Origin of the sequence: Pseudomonas sp. PIC25 (assembly GCF_002286785.1) — a bacterium.
In the GTDB taxonomy this organism is placed as follows: Bacteria; Pseudomonadota; Gammaproteobacteria; order Pseudomonadales; family Pseudomonadaceae; genus Pseudomonas_M.
Genome location: NZ_MUJY01000118.1, coordinates 1 through 15,945, shown reverse-complemented (window position 1 = coordinate 15,945; position 15,945 = coordinate 1). Strand labels below are relative to the sequence as shown.

Here is a 15,945-nt window from a genome sequence, read left to right as displayed (position 1 = left end):
CTGTCAGAGCGTGACGGCCATTGCGCCAACGCAGCGTGACAACCGAATACCGGGGGCTGCCCGGACCACGAACGGACAGTCCCGCCCACAGTCTTTGCAGGAAGATTCCATGCCCGCCACCACCGGCACCCTCTACATCGTTTCCGCACCGTCCGGCGCCGGCAAGACCAGCCTGGTCAAGGCCCTGATCGATGCCCTGCCCCAGGTCCGCGTATCGGTATCGCACACCACCCGGGGCATGCGTCCGGGCGAAGTGGACGGGGTGAACTACCACTTCGTCAGCCGTGAGTCCTTCATCGAGATGCTCGATCGCAATGAGTTTCTCGAACATGCCGAAGTCTTCGGCAATCTCTACGGCACCTCCCAGCGCTGGCTGGAAGAGACCCTGGCCGAAGGCTACGACCTGATTCTCGAAATCGACTGGCAAGGCGCCCAGCAGGTCCGCCGGCTAATGCCCCAGGCGCGCTCCATCTTCATCCTGCCGCCGACCCAGCAGGCCCTGCGCCAGCGTCTGACCAACCGGGGCCAGGACAGCGACGAGGTGATCGAACGACGCATGCGTGAAGCGGTCAACGAGATGAGCCACTACGTCGAGTACGATTACCTGGTGATCAACGACGATTTCGCCACCGCGCTGGATGACCTCAAGGCCATCTTCCGCGCCAATCAATTGCTGCAAGGCTCGCAACAACAGCGCCACGCCGATCTGCTGAGCCAGCTTCTGGCGTGAAGCCACCGCGAGGCGATACCCGGCCGCCGTTTGCCGCGCGAGCCGGGGCTTCCCTTAATGGTGGTGATTTTTTAGACTATCCAGTCCGCTCGCCCATTCGGGCTCGGCACTTTTCGCTATCAGTTGAGGAACACCATGGCCCGCGTCACCGTTGAAGACTGCCTGGAAAACGTCGATAACCGCTTCGAGCTGGTCATGCTCGCCACCAAGCGTTCCCGTCAACTCGCCACCGGTGGCAAGGAACCCAAGGTCGCCTGGGAAAACGACAAGCCGACCGTCGTCGCCCTGCGTGAAATCGCCGCCGGCCTGGTCGACTACGACGTGATCGCCCAGGACGACATCGTCGAAGAAGAGCCGATCTTCGCTGCCTTCGAGGACGAGGCCAACGAGGCCCTGTAACGCCATGCCCGGTCGAAGTCACGCGGCGCAGGGGCAACCGGTCCGGCAGGGGGTACACCCATGCCGAGCATAGATACCCTCGCCGAACGGCTGTCGACCTACCTCGGCCCGGACCAGGTCAATCTGGTCCGCCGAGCCTATTTCTATGCCGAGCAGGCCCATGACGGCCAGCGCCGGCGCAGCGGCGAAGCCTACGTCACCCATCCCCTGGCCGTCGCCGGCATCCTCGCCGACATGCATATGGACCATCAGAGCCTGATGGCCGCGATGCTGCATGATGTGATCGAGGACACCGGCATCGCCAAGGAAGCGCTGTCTTCCCAATTCGGCGAGACGGTGGCGGAACTGGTCGACGGGGTCAGCAAGCTGACCCAGATGAACTTCGAGACCAAGGCCGAAGCCCAAGCGGAAAACTTTCAGAAGATGGCCATGGCCATGGCCCGCGACATCCGCGTGATCCTGGTCAAGCTGGCCGACCGCCTGCACAACATGCGCACCCTGGAAGTGCTATCCGGTGAGAAACGACGACGTATCGCCAAGGAAACCCTGGAAATCTACGCCCCCATCGCCAACCGGCTGGGCATCCACAGCATGCGCGTGGAGTTCGAAGACCTGGGCTTCAAGGCCATGCACCCGATGCGCTCCGAGCGCATCCGCCAGGCGGTCAAACGCGCCCGCGGCAACCGCAAGGAAATCGTCAACAAGATCGAAGAGTCGCTGAAGCACTGCCTGGAGCGCGAAGGGCTCGAAGGCGAAGTGATCGGCCGCGAGAAGCACCTTTTCAGCATCTACCAGAAGATGCGCGGCAAGCGACGGGCGTTCAACGAGATCATGGACGTCTACGCCTTCCGCATCATCGTCGACAAGGTCGACACCTGCTACCGCGTGCTTGGCGCGGTGCACAGCCTGTACAAACCGTTGCCCGGCCGCTTCAAGGACTACATCGCGATTCCCAAGGCGAACGGCTACCAGTCACTGCACACCACCCTCTTCGGCATGCATGGCGTACCCATCGAGATCCAGATCCGCACCCGCGAGATGGAAGAGATGGCCAACAACGGCATTGCCGCGCATTGGCTGTACAAGTCCAACGAAGACGACTCGCCCAAGGGAACCCATGCCCGCGCGCGGCAGTGGGTCAAGGGTGTGCTGGAGTTACAGCAGCGCGCGGGCAACTCGCTGGAATTCATCGAGAGCGTGAAGATCGACCTGTTCCCGGACGAGGTCTATGTGTTCACGCCCAAGGGCCGCATCATGGAGCTGCCGAAAGGCTCCACCGCGGTCGATTTCGCCTACGCCGTGCATACCGATGTCGGTAACACCTGCATCGCCTGCCGCATCAACCGCCGCCTCGCGCCGCTGTCGCAGCCGCTGGAGAGTGGCGCCACGGTGGAGATCGTGACTGCGCCGGGTGCGCGACCGAACCCGGCATGGCTGAACTTCGTGGTTACCGGCAAAGCCCGCACCCATATCCGTCATGCCCTCAAGCTGCAACGCCGCTCGGAGTCCATCAGCCTCGGCGAGCGCCTGCTGAACAAGGTACTGGCCGGTTTCGACAGCCACTTGGACAAGATTCCCGCCGAACGCATCCAGCAAGTGCTGGGCGAGTACCGCCTCGAAGTACTGGAAGACCTGCTGGAAGACATCGGCCTCGGCAACCGCATGGCCTATGTGGTCGCCCGCCGCCTGCTGGCCAGCGACGGCGAGGAAGCGCCGAGCAGCGAAGGTCCGCTGGCGATCCGCGGTACCGAGGGCCTGGTGCTGAGCTACGCCAAGTGCTGTACACCGATTCCCGGCGACCCCATCGTCGGCCACCTGTCGGCCGGCAAAGGCATGGTGGTACACCTGGAAAGCTGCAAGAACATCGGCGAAATCCGCCACAACCCGGAGAAGTGCATCCAGCTCTCCTGGGCCAAGGACGTCACCGGCGAATTCAACGTCGAACTGCGGGTCGAGTTGGAACACCAGCGCGGCCTGATCGCCCTGCTCGCCGGCAGCGTCAATGCCGCCGACGGCAACATCGAAAAAATCAGCATGGACGAGCGCGACGGCCGCATCAGCATCGTGCAGATGGTGGTCAGCGTGCATGACCGCGTCCATCTGGCCCGTGTGATCAAGAAACTGCGTGCACTCAAGGGTGTAGTCCGCATCACCCGCGTCCGCGCGTGACGGCGGCGGCAAGCTACGCGTCGTAAGCCACGGCCCCCGGCTCTTGCAGCCCTTGGCTTGCAGCCTGTAGCCTGCATCCGCCTTTATTTTTGCAGCTTGCGGGGGCGGCCATCCGTCTTGCCGCTTGAAGCTGCCTCTTTCCAAGGAGTTCCCCATGAGCAAGAGCGTGATCAACAGCGACAAGGCACCCGCCGCCATCGGCACCTACTCCCAGGCGATCAAGGCCGGCAACACCGTGTACATGTCCGGTCAGATCCCGCTGGACCCGAAGACCATGGAACTGGTGGAAGGCTTCGAAGCCCAGACCGTGCAGGTGTTCGAAAACCTCAAGGCCGTCGCCGAAGCGGCCGGTGGCTCGTTCAAGGACGTGGTCAAGCTGAACATCTTCCTCACCGACCTGTCGCACTTCGCCAAGGTCAACGAAGTCATGGGCCGCTACTTCGAGCAACCCTACCCGGCTCGCGCCGCCATCGGCGTGGCTGCGCTGCCGCGTGGCGCCCAGGTGGAAATGGACGCCATCCTGGTCATCGAGTAAGCCCCTCCGGCGGAGCCCGAGGCTCCGCCGTTCCATTCTGGAAGGAACCCCATGCGTTACCCCCTCGCCCTGCTCGCCTGCACCGCGCTGCTCGCCGGCTGCGCCAGCCAGCCCAAGGACCCCAGCGGAATCTGGATCAACCAGGCAGCCATCGATGCCGCGGCCGAAGGCCAGAGCCTGCGCGAAGCCCTGATGGCCTACGGACCCAACCTGGAATGGCAGATCGACGGGCAACGCGGGACCGCCAGCTACAGCAACGGCTTCGAGCTCGGCGAGGGCCAACTGGTACTCGATGACGGCAAGCGCTGGCGCGTGGATTTCTACGGCGACTACCACGAATACCTGCGCCTGAAAGGCGGCGAGCTTCTGCAGGAAGGCAGCGAAGCCTGGCCGGAGCAACGCTTTACCCGTGCCGAACCGCCCGCAGGCGGCACGCCGCCGGGCAGCCGCTTCGAATCGGCGCTGTATGCCGCCTACCTCGGCGGCGACTGGTTGATCCGCGAGGGTCAGGGCAAGGGCGGGCTGGTACGTTTTCATGCGGACGGCCGTCTCGAAGGCTTGCCCGGCGCCGACCGCTATGCACTTTGTCTGGCCGGCGACTGCGCCAGCATGAGTGGTGAGAACGATGCTCTCTGGCTACAGCTCGGCGAACAGGGCCGGGAATGGCTGTTCAGGCGCGACGGCGACACCCTGGAAATCCTCGAAGCCCGCAACCGCGCCCAGTTCGATGAAATGCCGGACTACCACCCCGGCACCCGTGCCTGGCTGCTGGAACGCGACTGATCACGCCCAGCCCGGCTGCACGGCCCCAATCGCCAGCCAGCCGCCCAGTACCAACAGCAACGCGCCGCAGATCTGGTCGAGCAGGCCGACCCGGCGCCGCAGCCAGGTCCGCCAGCGCGCATGGTCCAGCAGACGGACCAGCGCCATATCCCAGAACAGCACCACCAGCGTCATCCAGCCCATGCTCAAGGCCAGGACCCAACCCGGCATGGCCGCTTCGCGAAGCACGCCGAACAGCCCGGCATAGAAAATCGGCAGCTTCGGGTTGAGGCTGCTGGCCAACAACCCTTGGACCAGCCCATCGGACCAGCGCCCATCCTGCCGCTCGCCCTGCTCCGGCAACGCCAGCTCGCGGCAAGAGCCCAGGGCCTGGAGACCGAGCCAGACGAAATAGCCTCCGCCGATGCCCTGGATGAGCCGCCACAGCCAGCCGCCTTCTCCCGGCAGCAGGCTCAAGGCAAGCAGGACCATCGACATGCTGATCAGATTGGCCAGGGCAATGCCGCCAGCGCAGCCATCGGCCTGGCGCCGACCTTGCAGCAGCGCCGCCCGGATCAACAGAAAGAAATCCGGCCCTGGCGAGAGCAGCGCCGCAAAATGGGTACCGGCGACCAACAGGAACAGAGCGAGCATGGACGACCTCCGCGAACACGGCGGCCAGTCTCGATGGCGCGGGGCGGGAAGTCTTGGAGAAAACTCAGGTGATAGCTGTCAGGCCGGCATGCCCGCGCTGCGCCGGAAATGCCCCGGCGTCACCCCGGTGAAGCGCTTGAAAGTCCCGGAGAAATGCGCCTGATCGTAAAAACCGAGCCCCAGTGCCACATCCAGCAAGGTCTCCCCCTGCAACAGTCGACGCTTTGCTTCGCGAACGCGCCGTTGCAGCAGGTAGGTATGCGGCGGTACGCCGTAAGCCTGGCGGAAGGCTTCGATCAGATGACGCGGATGGCGCTGGACTAGCGCCGCCAGTTGTTCCAGGCCGCTCGCCTCGGTGTAGTGCGTCTCCAGATAGTCGCGCAGGCATGCCGTGACGCCACCGTCACGACTCGCTGGACCCGCCGCACGCAAGCCGCCATGACGAACGAAAACCAGCTCCAGCACCGCCAGCAGTTCGCTCTCAAGGGCCAGGGCGTCGCTCCTTTCGAACTCGGCCGCCAGCCGAGCCAACCCGGCAGCCACCGCACCGTCATCCGCCGGGTTCAACTCGCGAAAGCCACGCGGCAGGGCCTTGCGCCCGAGCAGAACCGGCAGGCGCGCTTCCTCGATATAAAGCATGCGGTAGACCAGCCGCTCCGATTCGGCATGGCCGGTATGCGGCTCCTCGGGATTCATCAGCGACAGCCTGCCGGCCGGGATGGCATGTCGCGCGCCACGACACTGGTAGCCGCCCACACCGTGCAGGATGGCGCCGATGGCGAACGCATCGTGGCTGTGGCGACCGAACGCCTGCCCGGAAAAATCGGCATGGAACAGCTCCACCCCCGGCAGCCAGGGCCGCGCCAGTAGGCGGTTGGCGCTCACCCGGCGCTCTCCAGGATCGCCGCGTAACCTTCCCGGTAGCTCGGATAGCGCGGCATCCAACCCAAGGCACGGGCCCTTGCGTTGCTGCAACGCTTGCTGCCGGCCCGTCGCACCGTGGCCTCCTCGGCCCACCCGGTCACGCCCAGCCGCTCGCGCAACCACGCGACCACTTCCTGCAACGGTGCCGGGGTATCGTCCACTCCCAGGTAGCAATCGGCCAGGGCGGTACCGGCGGCATCGGCACGTAACAGAAAGGCCAGCAGCCCGGCGGCATCGTCGCGATGGATACGGTTGGCGAACAACGGTGGCTCGCTGGCCACCCGGTAGCCCTGGCGCACCTGATTGAGCAGCCACTCGCGGCCCGGCCCGTAGATGCCGGTCAGGCGTACCACGGTCGCCGGAATGCCACAGGTCAGGGCAATCCGCTCGGCCTCGCGCATCACCCGGCCGGAATAGCTCTCGGCCTCGGCGGGAGACGCCTCGTCCACCCATTCGCCGCCCTGCTGGGCATAGACCCCGCTGCTGGAGACAAACAGCAGCCGCCGCGGCCTCTGCCCCCGCTGCGCCAGCCAGGCCAGCACATGGCGAAGCCCGTCGACATAGGTGGCACGATAGCCCGCCTCGTCGTGCTGGCTCGCCGCCGCGCTGTAGACCAGGTAATCCAGCGCCCCGTCCGGCCAGTCCGGCGGCGTCTGCGGCGCCTGTAGATCGCCGGCCACCGGCAGGATCGATCGCGGTAGCGCCGCCACGTTGCGGCGCACGCCATACACACGCCAGCCGTCGACGGCCAACGCCTCGCCGAGCCGACTGCCGACATCGCCACAGCCGGCGATCAGCACCGTAGGCGCCTGGGTCATGGTGACATTCTCCGAATTTTCGCCAGCGCGCAGTGTAGCCCGGTTGGTTCGGCGCTGTGCAAAGGCTATGCTTGGGCGCACTCTGATGGAAAAACACTATGACCCTCACCGAACTGCGCTACATCGTCACGCTCGCCCAGGAACAGCATTTCGGCCGCGCCGCCGAGCGCTGCCACGTCAGCCAGCCCACGCTCTCGGTCGGCGTGAAGAAACTGGAGGACGAACTCGGCGTGCTGATCTTCGAGCGCAGCAAGAGCGCGGTGCGCCTGACCCCGGTGGGGGAAAACATCGTTACCCAGGCGCAGAAGGTGCTCGAACAGGCCCAGGGCATCCGCGAACTGGCCCAGGCCGGCAAGAACCAGTTGGCCGCCCCGCTGAAGATCGGCGCCATCTACACCGTCGGGCCCTACCTGTTCCCGCACCTGATCCCGCAGTTGCACCGGGTAGCGCCGCAGATGCCGCTGTACATCGAGGAAAACTTCACCCACGTGCTGCGCGACAAGCTGCGCACCGGCGAGCTGGATGCCATCATCATCGCGCTGCCCTTCCAGGAAGCGGACGTCCTGACCAAACCGCTGTACGACGAGCCCTTCTACGTACTGATGCCGGCCGGTCACCCCTGGACCGGCAAGCACACCATCGACAGCGAGCTGCTCAACGACAAGAGCCTGCTCCTGCTCGGCGAAGGCCACTGCTTCCGCGACCAGGTACTGGAAGCCTGCCCGACCCTGCACAAGGGCGAGGAAGCCAGCAAGCACACCACGGTGGAATCCAGCTCGCTGGAAACCATCCGCCACATGGTCGCCTCCGGCCTCGGCGTTTCGGTGCTGCCGTTCTCCGCCGTGGACAGCCACCACTATTCCCCCGGCGTGCTCGAAGTGCGCCCGTTCACCCCGCCGGTGCCCTACCGCACCGTGGCCATCGCCTGGCGTGCCAGCTTCCCGCGGCCCAAGGCCATCGAGATTCTTGCCGACTCGATCCGCCTCTGCTCGGTGGCGCGCCCGCAATTGGTGGAAGAAAAGCAGCCGGCATGACCGAACTGGCAAGAATCCCGGTCACCACCCTCAAAGGGGTGGGTGCGGCTCTAGCCGAGAAGCTGGCCAAGGTGGGGCTGGAAACCCTGCAGGACGTGCTCTTCCACCTGCCGCTACGCTACCAAGACCGTACCCGCATCACCCCCATCGGCGCGTTGCGCCCCGGCCAGGATGCCGTGGTCGAGGGCACCATCGCCGGTGCCGATGTGGTCATGGGTCGTCGACGCAGCCTGCTGGTTCGCCTGCAGGACGGCAGCGGCACCCTCAGCCTGCGCTTCTTCCATTTCAGCCAGGCACAGAAGGAAGGACTCAAGCGCGGCACCACCCTGCGCTGCTACGGCGAAGTCCGTCCGGGAGCCTCCGGCCTGGAAATTTACCACCCGGAATACCGTGCCCTGGCCGGCGCCGAACCGCCCCCGGTGGAACAAACCCTGACACCCATCTACCCGACCACCGAGGGCCTGACCCAGCAGCGCCTGCGCGGCCTCAGCCAGCAGGCCCTGGCGCGTCTCGGACCGCACAGCCTGCCCGACTGGCTACCCGAGGAACTGGCCCGCGATTATCGTCTCGGCCCACTCGACGAAGCGATCCGCTACCTGCATCGGCCGCCGCCGGACGCCGACCTTGAAGAGCTCGCCGAAGGCCGTCACTGGGCACAGCACCGCCTGGCGTTCGAAGAACTGCTCACTCATCAGTTGTCCCTGCAACGCCTGCGCGAAGCCGTGCGCGCCCAAGCCGCGCCGGCACTGCCACCGGCGAAGAAGCTGCCGCAACGCTTCCTCGCCAACCTGGGCTTCAAGCCCACCGGCGCGCAGCAGCGGGTCGGCGCCGAGATTGCCTATGACCTCAGCCAGCACGAACCGATGCTGCGTCTGGTGCAAGGCGACGTCGGTGCCGGCAAGACGGTGGTCGCCGCCCTCGCAGCCTTGCAGGCGCTGGAGGCCGGCTATCAGGTGGCGCTGATGGCTCCAACCGAGATTCTCGCCGAACAGCACTTCCTCAACTTCAGCCGCTGGCTGGAGCCGCTCGGCATCGAAGTCGCCTGGCTGGCCGGCAAGCTCAAGGGCAAGGCCCGCGCGGCCGCACTGGAACAAATTGCCGGCGGCTGCCCGATGGTGGTCGGCACCCACGCGCTGTTCCAGGATGAGGTGCAGTTCAAGCGCCTGGCCCTGGTAATCATTGACGAACAGCACCGCTTCGGCGTGCAGCAACGCCTCGCCCTGCGCCAGAAAGGCGTCGACGGCCGGCTCTGCCCGCACCAACTGATCATGACCGCCACGCCCATCCCGCGAACCCTGGCGATGAGCGCCTACGCCGACCTGGACACGTCGATCCTCGACGAACTCCCGCCCGGCCGTACCCCGGTGAACACCCTGGTGATCGCCGACAGCCGCCGCCTGGAAGTGATCGAGCGCGTCCGCGCCGCCTGCCGCGAAGGCCGCCAGGCCTACTGGGTGTGCACCCTGATCGAAGAATCCGAAGAGCTGACCTGCCAGGCGGCGGAAACCACCTTCGAAGAGCTCTCTTCGGCACTCGGCGAGCTGCGTGTCGGACTGATTCACGGGCGCATGAAGCCGGCGGAAAAAGCCGCGGTGATGCAGGAATTCAAGGAAGGCCGGCTGCAACTGCTAGTGGCCACCACGGTCATCGAGGTGGGCGTCGATGTGCCCAATGCCAGCCTGATGATCATCGAGAATCCCGAACGGCTCGGTCTGGCCCAGTTGCACCAGTTGCGCGGCCGGGTCGGCCGGGGCAGCGCCGCCAGCCATTGCGTGCTGCTCTACCACGCCCCGCTGTCGCAACTCGGTCGCGAGCGCCTGGCGATCATGCGCGAGACCTGCGACGGCTTTGTCATCGCCGAGAAAGACCTCGAACTGCGCGGCCCCGGCGAGATGCTCGGCACCCGCCAGACCGGCCTGTTGCAGTTCAAGGTGGCAGACCTGATGCGCGACGCCGACCTGCTGCCGGCAGTGCGCGATGCCGCCCAGGCCCTGCTGGCACATTGGCCTCAGCATGTCAGCCCGTTGCTCGAACGCTGGCTGCGGCATGGTCAGCAGTACGGACAAGTGTGATACAACACCAGGGGCGCTTGTCGCCTGCCCGGTAGAGCCGCTCCAAGCTGGTTATACTCCGGGCACACGTTCTCCCAGCCGGACCCCGCTTATGACCGAAGCCGCCCTCGCTCCCGCCGCCCCGCAACCGCCCGTCATGATCCAGCAACTCCTGGAAAAACTCGGCATTCCCTACCAGGTACGCCGCGACCGGGTCGACCTGGCGCCGGCACAACGGGCCCAGGCGGTGTTGCTGGAGGATGCGGTCGGCTCGCTGCTGGTGCTCTTCCCGCAGAGCCAGTTGCTCGATCTCAACCGTCTCGCCGAACTCACCGGGCGCAAGCTCGCCGCGGTCAAGCCGGACCGCTTGGAACGCATGCTCGGCAAGCACAGTCTCTGCGTGCTGCCGGCGCTGCCGCCGCTGACTGTTTCCCCCTGCCTGTACGACGAGCGCCTGCTGCAGGTGCCCTCGTTGCTGGTCGAGTCAGGCGAAGCCGGCGTGCTGCTGGAAATCGGCATCGACGCCTACCGCAACCTGCTGAGCAAGGCCAGTGCCGCACGGTTCGGAGAACCCTTGGAGAACATCCGGCCGAACCTCGACCGTCCGCACGACGACCGCGCCGAGATCACCCAGGCCGTGCAGGCCTTCACTGCCCGGCGCATCCAGCAGCGCCTGGAAGAAACCATCGAGATCCCGCCGCTGCCGGCCACCGCGCAGAAGATCATCAAGCTGCGCGTCGACCCGGACGCCACCGTCGACGACATCACCGGCGTGGTGGAGACCGACCCGGCCCTGGCCGCCCAGGTAGTGAGCTGGGCCTCGTCGCCCTACTACGCCGCACCGGGCAAGATCCGCTCGGTGGAAGATGCCATCGTCCGCGTGCTGGGCTTCGATCTGGTGATCAACCTGGCGCTGGGCCTGGCCCTCGGCAAGACCCTGAGCCTGCCCAAGGACCAGCCGCAGCAAGCCACCCCCTACTGGCAGCAGGCGATCTACACCGCCGCGGTGATCGAAGGCCTGACCCGCGCCATGCCACGTGCCCAGCGGCCGGAAAACGGCCTCGCCTACCTCGCCGGCCTGCTGCACAACTTCGGCTACCTGGTCCTGGCCCACGTCTTCCCGCCGCATTTCTCGCTGATCTGCCGCCATATGGAGGTCAACCCGCACCTCGACCACAGCTATGTGGAACAGCACCTGCTGGGCATTACCCGCGAACAGATCGGCGCCTGGCTGATGCGCTATTGGGACATGCCGGAAGAGCTGGTCGCCGCGCTGCGCTTCCAGCACGACCCCGAGCACCAGAGCGAAAACGCCGTCTATCCCAACCTGATCTACCTGGCCGTCAGCCTGCTGCGCGCACACGACATCGGCGAAGGCCCGAAGCGGCCGCTGCCGCCGGAGCTGTTCGAACGTCTGGGATTGAGCCAGGAAAAGGCCGAAGAGGCCGTGCGCAAGGTACTGGATGCCGAGGTCGCCCTGCGCGAACTGGTGTCGCAGTTCCCCGGCGCCCATGGCTGAGGCCGGCTGGGCCTGACCGCCGCTCGTCGTTGCGACGACGAGCGGGGCCCGATCACTTCAAGGCAGCACGGCGGGCGGCGAAGACTTCCGGCAGCAACGCCACACAAGCCCTAAGCAGATCGCTCACTTCCGGCCGCTCGTAGAGTTCCGCGTAGGCAGCCAACTGGCCGCTGGGCTGCTGTCGGTAGGCGTACAGCATGTAGGATTCCACCCCCTGGCGACTGGATTCGCGCAGCTTTTCCGCCTGGCTGGCGGTCTGCTTGGCCAGCGCCGCCTCGTCCAGGTCCTGGTTGCGCGCCCACAGTGCCAGCAATGCCTGAGTCTTGCCCATCTCGTAGCGCAGCAGCGCCGCCAGCTCGCTGGTCCGCGCGGAAGCGTCCAGACGCTTGATCAATGCCAGCCGCTCGGGACGCGGCGGGCGGTCGCCCAATTGCGCCCGGTACTGGGCCAGCCCCTCGGCGCCGCTCTCGCCCACCTCCCGCTCCACTTCGGTGAAGCGCCGGGCCAGGGGACTGTCCAGCAGGCGCTCCGCCTCCTGGAGCTGCTCGGCATTCACCTGCGGCGCCAACCGGGCCGCCAGATCACCGCACAACCTATCGGCGGCGAACGCCTCGCCGAGCCGGGCCTGTTGCTCGGCGGGAAAACCGTTCTGCAGGAGTGGCGCAGCCTGTTCGCAGAGCAGACGGACACCGGCCAGGTCCAGGAACCGGGCCAGCGCCTGCGGAGCGACAGCGGAGGGTGAAGCGGTCGATGCACCGGGCTTCGCCGGATTGGATTCGGCCGCTTGAACGGGCAGGCCGGGCAGCAGGGCCAGGAGCAGAAAGAGAGCACGCATGCGGGCAGACTTCATCGAGAAGATTGCGCCAGCCTAACGGGAGCGCCCGCCCGCGGCAAACCTCGAGCGGGGTTCCTGTGAAACGGGCCGCGCAGTCAGGCGGCTTTCTTTTCGGCGGGCTTTTTCTTCGGCACCAGGTACTTGGTCAGGCCCTGAAACCACATCACCAGCGCCGGGTTGCCCTGGATCTGGATGTCCTTGTTCTGGATGCCCTGCATGAAGGCCAGTTGCTTGTTCTTGGCGGTCATGGTCGCGAAACCGTAGGCGCCATCCTTGAAGCCGAGGGCGAAGGCCGGCTCCTGGGCGGGGCCGCGCTTGCTCTGGATGCGCTGGTTCTTGACGATGAAATGACGGGCGATCTTCCCGTCCAGGGTGTGCAGCTGGAACGTCAGGTCCTTGCCTGCCAGTTGCTGCTGGAAATCGGGATTTTCGCGGCTGGCCTTGGCCATCAGGCGGCCCAGCATCCAGAGAAGAAAGCGGAATTTCATGCGCACGGCCTCGGGCGGGTAAGAAAACGGCGGCGCATTGTAGCGGTTTGCGAAGGGGACTACACCGACCTTTCAGTGGGTGGCCGGCGGTTCGGCACAGAGCCCGGAACCCTGAGGCTCCGGGCTCGCGCAACTCAGTTGACGGCGTCCTTCAACGACTTCCCCGGCTTGAAAGCTACGGTGTTGCTGGCCTTGATCTTGACCGGCTGACCGGTTTGCGGGTTCTTGCCGGTGCGGGCGCCACGATGACGCTGCACGAAGGTTCCGAAGCCAACCAGGGTTACGCTGTCCTTGCGGTTCAGCGCGCTGGTGATTTCTTCGAGAACGGCGTTGAGAACGCGGTTGGCTTGATCCTTGGTCAAATCGGCCTTCTCGGCGATAGCGGCGGCGAGTTCCGGTTTACGCATAAATGCCTCTTTTTTACGGTTTTGTTGTTGTTGTTGCCGTGCTGTTCTGCCCCGAACAGCGCCCTAGATACCGCGACGGCTCTGCGCCGCGGCAGACTGAGGGAGGATGGCACGCCGCTGGCACCTGCGCCAGTCTTGTCAGACAGTTTGTAAGGCCAAAATGATGACTCAACCGACAGAACAGGAGACATTTACGCCAACAGTGGCGGAAGCTCCTTATTCAGCGCCAGTTTTTCCTGCACCGCCGTACCGGTCAGTGCATAGCCAAGCAGACGTCCCTCGGCATCCCGACAAAGCACCTTGAGGTCGGCGCCGGAGCCCTCCACCGTCCACTCCCCTTCCATGCCGCGTGGCGGCGGCGATACCACCAGCGGGCAGATCGGCGTTTTCACTGTCACCGGCATCGGCCCGTAGCTCACCGCCGTCGGGTTGCCGGCCAGGGTCTGCGCCAGGGCGCGGGCACAAGTCATCAGCGGCATCACGTAGAGCAGGTTGAGGCCATCCACCTCGGCACAGTCGCCGAGGGCATGGATGTTCTCGTGGGATGTGCGCAGATAGCGGTCCACCATCACCCCACGGTTGACCGCCAGGCCGGCGGCCGCCGCCAGCTCGATGCGCGGGCGCAGGCCGACGGCGGAGAGCACGAGGTCGCAGGCGATGCGGGTGCCGTCGGACAGGTGCGCATCCAGGCTGCCGTCGTCCAGGCGGTTCAGGCTGGCCAGGGTCGGGCCGAGGTGGAAGCGCGCGCCGAGGCTTTCCAGCCCGGCCTGGACCGCGGCGGCGGCGGCCGGGTGCAACAGCGCTGGCATCACCTGCTCGCAGGGTGCCACCAGCTCCACCTGATAACCGGCGACGCTGAGGTCGTTGGCATATTCGCAGCCGATCAGGCCGGCACCAAGCAACAGCACCCGCCGCTTACCCGTGGCCGCGGCGCGGAACCGGGCGTAGTCCTCGAGATCGTTGATCGGGTAGATCGCATCCAGGGCATCGCCGGCCACCGGCACGCGGATGGTCTCGGCTCCCCAGGCCAGCACCAGGTCGCGGTAGGACACCGCCTCCTCGCCGATCCAGATGCGCTTGTGCCCCGGATCGATACCGGTGATGCGGGTATGGGTGCGGATTTCGGCGTTCAACTGCTCGGCCATGGCGCCGGGTTCGGCCATGGTCAGGCCGTCGGCATCCTTGTTCTTGCCGAAGCCGGTGGACAGCATCGGCTTGGAGTAGGAACGGCCATCGTCGGCGCTGATCAGCAGCAGTGGCGTCTCGCTGTCCAGCTTGCGGAACTCCTTGGCCAGGTTGTAGCCAGCCAGGCCGGTACCGACGATCACGACGGGTGCACGCATATCCACTCCTGTTTGTTGTTCTGCGAAACGGCGCGACGGCCAGGGGCCGTCGCGGTCAGGGAAAAAATGAGTCGGGCCGATGGCCCTTCAGGAAATCTCGATCATCTCGAAGTCGATCTTGCCCACCCCGCAATCCGGGCAAACCCAGTCCGGCGGAATGTCTTCCCAACGGGTACCGGGGGCGATGCCCTCTTCCGGCAGACCTTGGGCCTCGTCGTAGATGAAGCCGCACACCACGCATTGCCATTTGCGCATAGGCACATATACCTCTTCGCAGCGATCGCCAGACCCTACCCCAAATCCGCCACCGTCGCCAGGCATGGGCCTGTGGGCCCGACGGAGGTACGGGCCCGCGCGGATATTCGGAAAACGTGAACGAGTCGCGATCGCAACGCCTTCGGCCTGCCCACGGAACGCCGGGGATCACTTACACTCCAAGGCACTCTAGCCGCCCGGATGGCGGTGGGAGCGGTGCAACGGCCGGTGACCTGTCACCGGGGTGACTGCCACCAGGGCGGCGTTTCCGCACCCTGCCAGGGCTGCCGACCGGCTCGCTGCAGCGCGTATTTCCCGAGCAGTCATAGCGAGGCCCGCATGCCCCTTCGACAGAGTCAGAACACCCGCCGCGCCATCGCCGAGGCGGTCGTCCGCATGGACGAACACTGGGTTGCCCTGTTCGGCGAACTCGGCATCGGCGACTCCTGCTACAGCGACCTGCTGGTCAACATGTGGCTGCGCCGCAGCGAATTCCTGCGCAAGACCGATCTCTATCCCTTCATGCCCGGCATCAGCCGGCGCACCGCCGTGAAGTACGTGCAGGAAATGATCGACGTCGGCCTGCTGGACGAGAGCGGCACCGAAGAAGACAAGCGTATCCGCCACGTGACCCTCACCCCCATCCTCTCCCGCCGCCTGGAGCGCTACTTCGACCAGGTGTATGCCTTGTTCGAAGCCATCGAGCCGACGGAGTGAGCGGTTTCTCGTCATGGCTGCTGCATGTGGGCCACCCTTCGGGTGTGCCGGGGTCCCCTGTAGCCCGGTCGGCCAACCCACCTGCAGCGGCAGCCCTTTTCATCCGTCGGCTATGCCGGACGGCCTCGTAGGGGCGAAGCTCCGACGCTGCCCACTGTGGGAGCGAATTCATTCGCGAAAGGCACGCTCGGCGATACCGCGTCATCGCGAGTAAACATCCACGTTCGTAGAACGTGGACTTGCTTTTGGCCCCCTAGAAGGGGGCACGGCCAGCCCTCAAAGAAGGCTGGCCGTCCATATCACGC

Annotated in this window: 17 protein-coding genes; 9 read left to right on the top strand and 8 right to left on the bottom strand. The window is 65.7% G+C overall.

Annotated elements, in window-relative coordinates:
• Window positions 1-109 precede the first annotated feature (109 nt).
• The 5 genes from gmk to BZL41_RS14050 all read left to right on the top strand — a co-directional run bounded on the left by gmk (window position 110) and on the right by BZL41_RS14050 (window position 4,616).
• Entirely contained in the window at window positions 110-730 is a 621-nt protein-coding gene (gene gmk / locus BZL41_RS14070; RefSeq protein ID WP_095599874.1) for a guanylate kinase, read from the top strand.
• 135 nt (window positions 731-865) lie between these two features.
• Window positions 866-1,129, top strand: coding sequence for a DNA-directed RNA polymerase subunit omega (rpoZ, locus tag BZL41_RS14065; RefSeq protein ID WP_084333410.1), 264 nt, complete (start codon window positions 866-868; stop codon window positions 1,127-1,129).
• 60 nt (window positions 1,130-1,189) lie between these two features.
• A complete protein-coding gene (gene spoT, locus BZL41_RS14060; RefSeq protein WP_084333412.1) occupies window positions 1,190-3,298 on the top strand; it encodes a bifunctional GTP diphosphokinase/guanosine-3',5'-bis pyrophosphate 3'-pyrophosphohydrolase in 2,109 nt (702 codons plus the stop codon).
• A 154-nt stretch (window positions 3,299-3,452) separates the two neighbouring features.
• On the top strand, window positions 3,453-3,833 hold the full coding sequence (locus BZL41_RS14055; protein WP_084333414.1) for a RidA family protein: 381 nt from the start codon (window positions 3,453-3,455) through the stop codon (window positions 3,831-3,833).
• A gap of 51 nt (window positions 3,834-3,884) precedes the next feature.
• Window positions 3,885-4,616: a hypothetical protein gene (locus BZL41_RS14050; RefSeq protein WP_095599873.1), complete on the top strand. Its 732-nt coding sequence runs from the start codon at window positions 3,885-3,887 to the stop codon at window positions 4,614-4,616.
• Here BZL41_RS14050 and BZL41_RS14045 read toward each other — a convergent pair whose 3' ends face one another.
• From BZL41_RS14045 to BZL41_RS14035, 3 genes are all read right to left on the bottom strand, one after another.
• Window positions 4,617-5,249, bottom strand: coding sequence for a LysE family translocator (locus BZL41_RS14045; RefSeq protein WP_095599872.1), 633 nt, complete (start codon window positions 5,247-5,249; stop codon window positions 4,617-4,619).
• A gap of 78 nt (window positions 5,250-5,327) precedes the next feature.
• The gene (locus BZL41_RS14040) at window positions 5,328-6,134 is read right to left on the bottom strand and encodes an AraC family transcriptional regulator (RefSeq protein ID WP_095599871.1); all 807 of its coding nucleotides are present in this window, start codon (window positions 6,132-6,134) and stop codon (window positions 5,328-5,330) included.
• On the bottom strand, window positions 6,131-6,991 hold the full coding sequence (locus BZL41_RS14035) for an NAD-dependent epimerase/dehydratase family protein (RefSeq protein WP_095599870.1): 861 nt from the start codon (window positions 6,989-6,991) through the stop codon (window positions 6,131-6,133). The genes BZL41_RS14040 and BZL41_RS14035 overlap by 4 nt, the downstream gene beginning before the upstream one ends.
• 98 nt (window positions 6,992-7,089) lie before the next feature.
• Here BZL41_RS14035 and BZL41_RS14030 point away from each other — a divergent pair, with 98 nt between their 5' ends.
• From BZL41_RS14030 to BZL41_RS14020, 3 genes are all read left to right on the top strand, one after another.
• The gene (locus BZL41_RS14030; protein WP_084333422.1) at window positions 7,090-8,025 is read left to right on the top strand and encodes a hydrogen peroxide-inducible genes activator; all 936 of its coding nucleotides are present in this window, start codon (window positions 7,090-7,092) and stop codon (window positions 8,023-8,025) included.
• Complete coding sequence (gene recG / locus BZL41_RS14025; RefSeq protein ID WP_095599869.1) at window positions 8,022-10,097, top strand: ATP-dependent DNA helicase RecG; 2,076 nt, start codon at window positions 8,022-8,024, stop codon at window positions 10,095-10,097. The genes BZL41_RS14030 and recG overlap by 4 nt, the downstream gene beginning before the upstream one ends.
• A gap of 91 nt (window positions 10,098-10,188) precedes the next feature.
• Entirely contained in the window at window positions 10,189-11,595 is a 1,407-nt protein-coding gene (locus tag BZL41_RS14020) for an aminoacyl-tRNA deacylase and HDOD domain-containing protein (protein WP_095599868.1), read from the top strand.
• 52 nt (window positions 11,596-11,647) lie between these two features.
• Here the strand turns inward: BZL41_RS14020 and BZL41_RS14015 are convergent, their stop codons facing one another.
• From BZL41_RS14015 to BZL41_RS13995, 5 genes are all read right to left on the bottom strand, one after another.
• Complete coding sequence (locus BZL41_RS14015) at window positions 11,648-12,430, bottom strand: hypothetical protein (protein ID WP_256578156.1); 783 nt, start codon at window positions 12,428-12,430, stop codon at window positions 11,648-11,650.
• A gap of 95 nt (window positions 12,431-12,525) precedes the next feature.
• Window positions 12,526-12,918 carry an SCP2 sterol-binding domain-containing protein gene (locus BZL41_RS14010; RefSeq protein WP_095599866.1) on the bottom strand — a complete coding sequence of 131 codons (393 nt, stop codon included), beginning with the start codon at window positions 12,916-12,918 and terminating at the stop codon, window positions 12,526-12,528.
• A gap of 134 nt (window positions 12,919-13,052) precedes the next feature.
• Window positions 13,053-13,325, bottom strand: coding sequence for an HU family DNA-binding protein (locus BZL41_RS14005; protein ID WP_095599865.1), 273 nt, complete (start codon window positions 13,323-13,325; stop codon window positions 13,053-13,055).
• A gap of 191 nt (window positions 13,326-13,516) precedes the next feature.
• Complete coding sequence (locus BZL41_RS14000) at window positions 13,517-14,674, bottom strand: NAD(P)/FAD-dependent oxidoreductase (RefSeq protein WP_174706171.1); 1,158 nt, start codon at window positions 14,672-14,674, stop codon at window positions 13,517-13,519.
• Window positions 14,675-14,755: 81 nt separating this feature from the next.
• Window positions 14,756-14,923, bottom strand: coding sequence for a rubredoxin (locus BZL41_RS13995; RefSeq protein WP_095599863.1), 168 nt, complete (start codon window positions 14,921-14,923; stop codon window positions 14,756-14,758).
• Between the two features lie 339 nt (window positions 14,924-15,262).
• Between BZL41_RS13995 and BZL41_RS13990 the strand changes: the two genes are divergently transcribed.
• Window positions 15,263-15,640: a MarR family transcriptional regulator gene (locus BZL41_RS13990; protein ID WP_095599862.1), complete on the top strand. Its 378-nt coding sequence runs from the start codon at window positions 15,263-15,265 to the stop codon at window positions 15,638-15,640.
• Window positions 15,641-15,945: the final 305 nt, after the last annotated feature.

What these genes read in the sequence shown, in the direction of transcription:
- gmk (WP_095599874.1), top strand. Translation starts at nt 110, where the DNA reads ATGCCCGCCACCACCGGCACCCTCTACATCGTTTCCGCACCGTCCGGC.
- rpoZ (WP_084333410.1), top strand. Translation starts at nt 866, where the DNA reads ATGGCCCGCGTCACCGTTGAAGACTGCCTGGAAAACGTCGATAACCGC.
- spoT (WP_084333412.1), top strand. Translation starts at nt 1,190, where the DNA reads ATGCCGAGCATAGATACCCTCGCCGAACGGCTGTCGACCTACCTCGGC.
- BZL41_RS14055 (WP_084333414.1), top strand. Translation starts at nt 3,453, where the DNA reads ATGAGCAAGAGCGTGATCAACAGCGACAAGGCACCCGCCGCCATCGGC.
- BZL41_RS14050 (WP_095599873.1), top strand. Translation starts at nt 3,885, where the DNA reads ATGCGTTACCCCCTCGCCCTGCTCGCCTGCACCGCGCTGCTCGCCGGC.
- BZL41_RS14045 (WP_095599872.1), bottom strand. Translation starts at nt 5,249, where the DNA reads ATGCTCGCTCTGTTCCTGTTGGTCGCCGGTACCCATTTTGCGGCGCTG.
- BZL41_RS14035 (WP_095599870.1), bottom strand. Translation starts at nt 6,991, where the DNA reads ATGACCCAGGCGCCTACGGTGCTGATCGCCGGCTGTGGCGATGTCGGC.
- BZL41_RS14030 (WP_084333422.1), top strand. Translation starts at nt 7,090, where the DNA reads ATGACCCTCACCGAACTGCGCTACATCGTCACGCTCGCCCAGGAACAG.
- recG (WP_095599869.1), top strand. Translation starts at nt 8,022, where the DNA reads ATGACCGAACTGGCAAGAATCCCGGTCACCACCCTCAAAGGGGTGGGT.
- BZL41_RS14020 (WP_095599868.1), top strand. Translation starts at nt 10,189, where the DNA reads ATGACCGAAGCCGCCCTCGCTCCCGCCGCCCCGCAACCGCCCGTCATG.
- BZL41_RS14015 (WP_256578156.1), bottom strand. Translation starts at nt 12,430, where the DNA reads ATGCGTGCTCTCTTTCTGCTCCTGGCCCTGCTGCCCGGCCTGCCCGTT.
- BZL41_RS14010 (WP_095599866.1), bottom strand. Translation starts at nt 12,918, where the DNA reads ATGAAATTCCGCTTTCTTCTCTGGATGCTGGGCCGCCTGATGGCCAAG.
- BZL41_RS14005 (WP_095599865.1), bottom strand. Translation starts at nt 13,325, where the DNA reads ATGCGTAAACCGGAACTCGCCGCCGCTATCGCCGAGAAGGCCGATTTG.
- BZL41_RS13995 (WP_095599863.1), bottom strand. Translation starts at nt 14,923, where the DNA reads ATGCGCAAATGGCAATGCGTGGTGTGCGGCTTCATCTACGACGAGGCC.
- BZL41_RS13990 (WP_095599862.1), top strand. Translation starts at nt 15,263, where the DNA reads ATGCCCCTTCGACAGAGTCAGAACACCCGCCGCGCCATCGCCGAGGCG.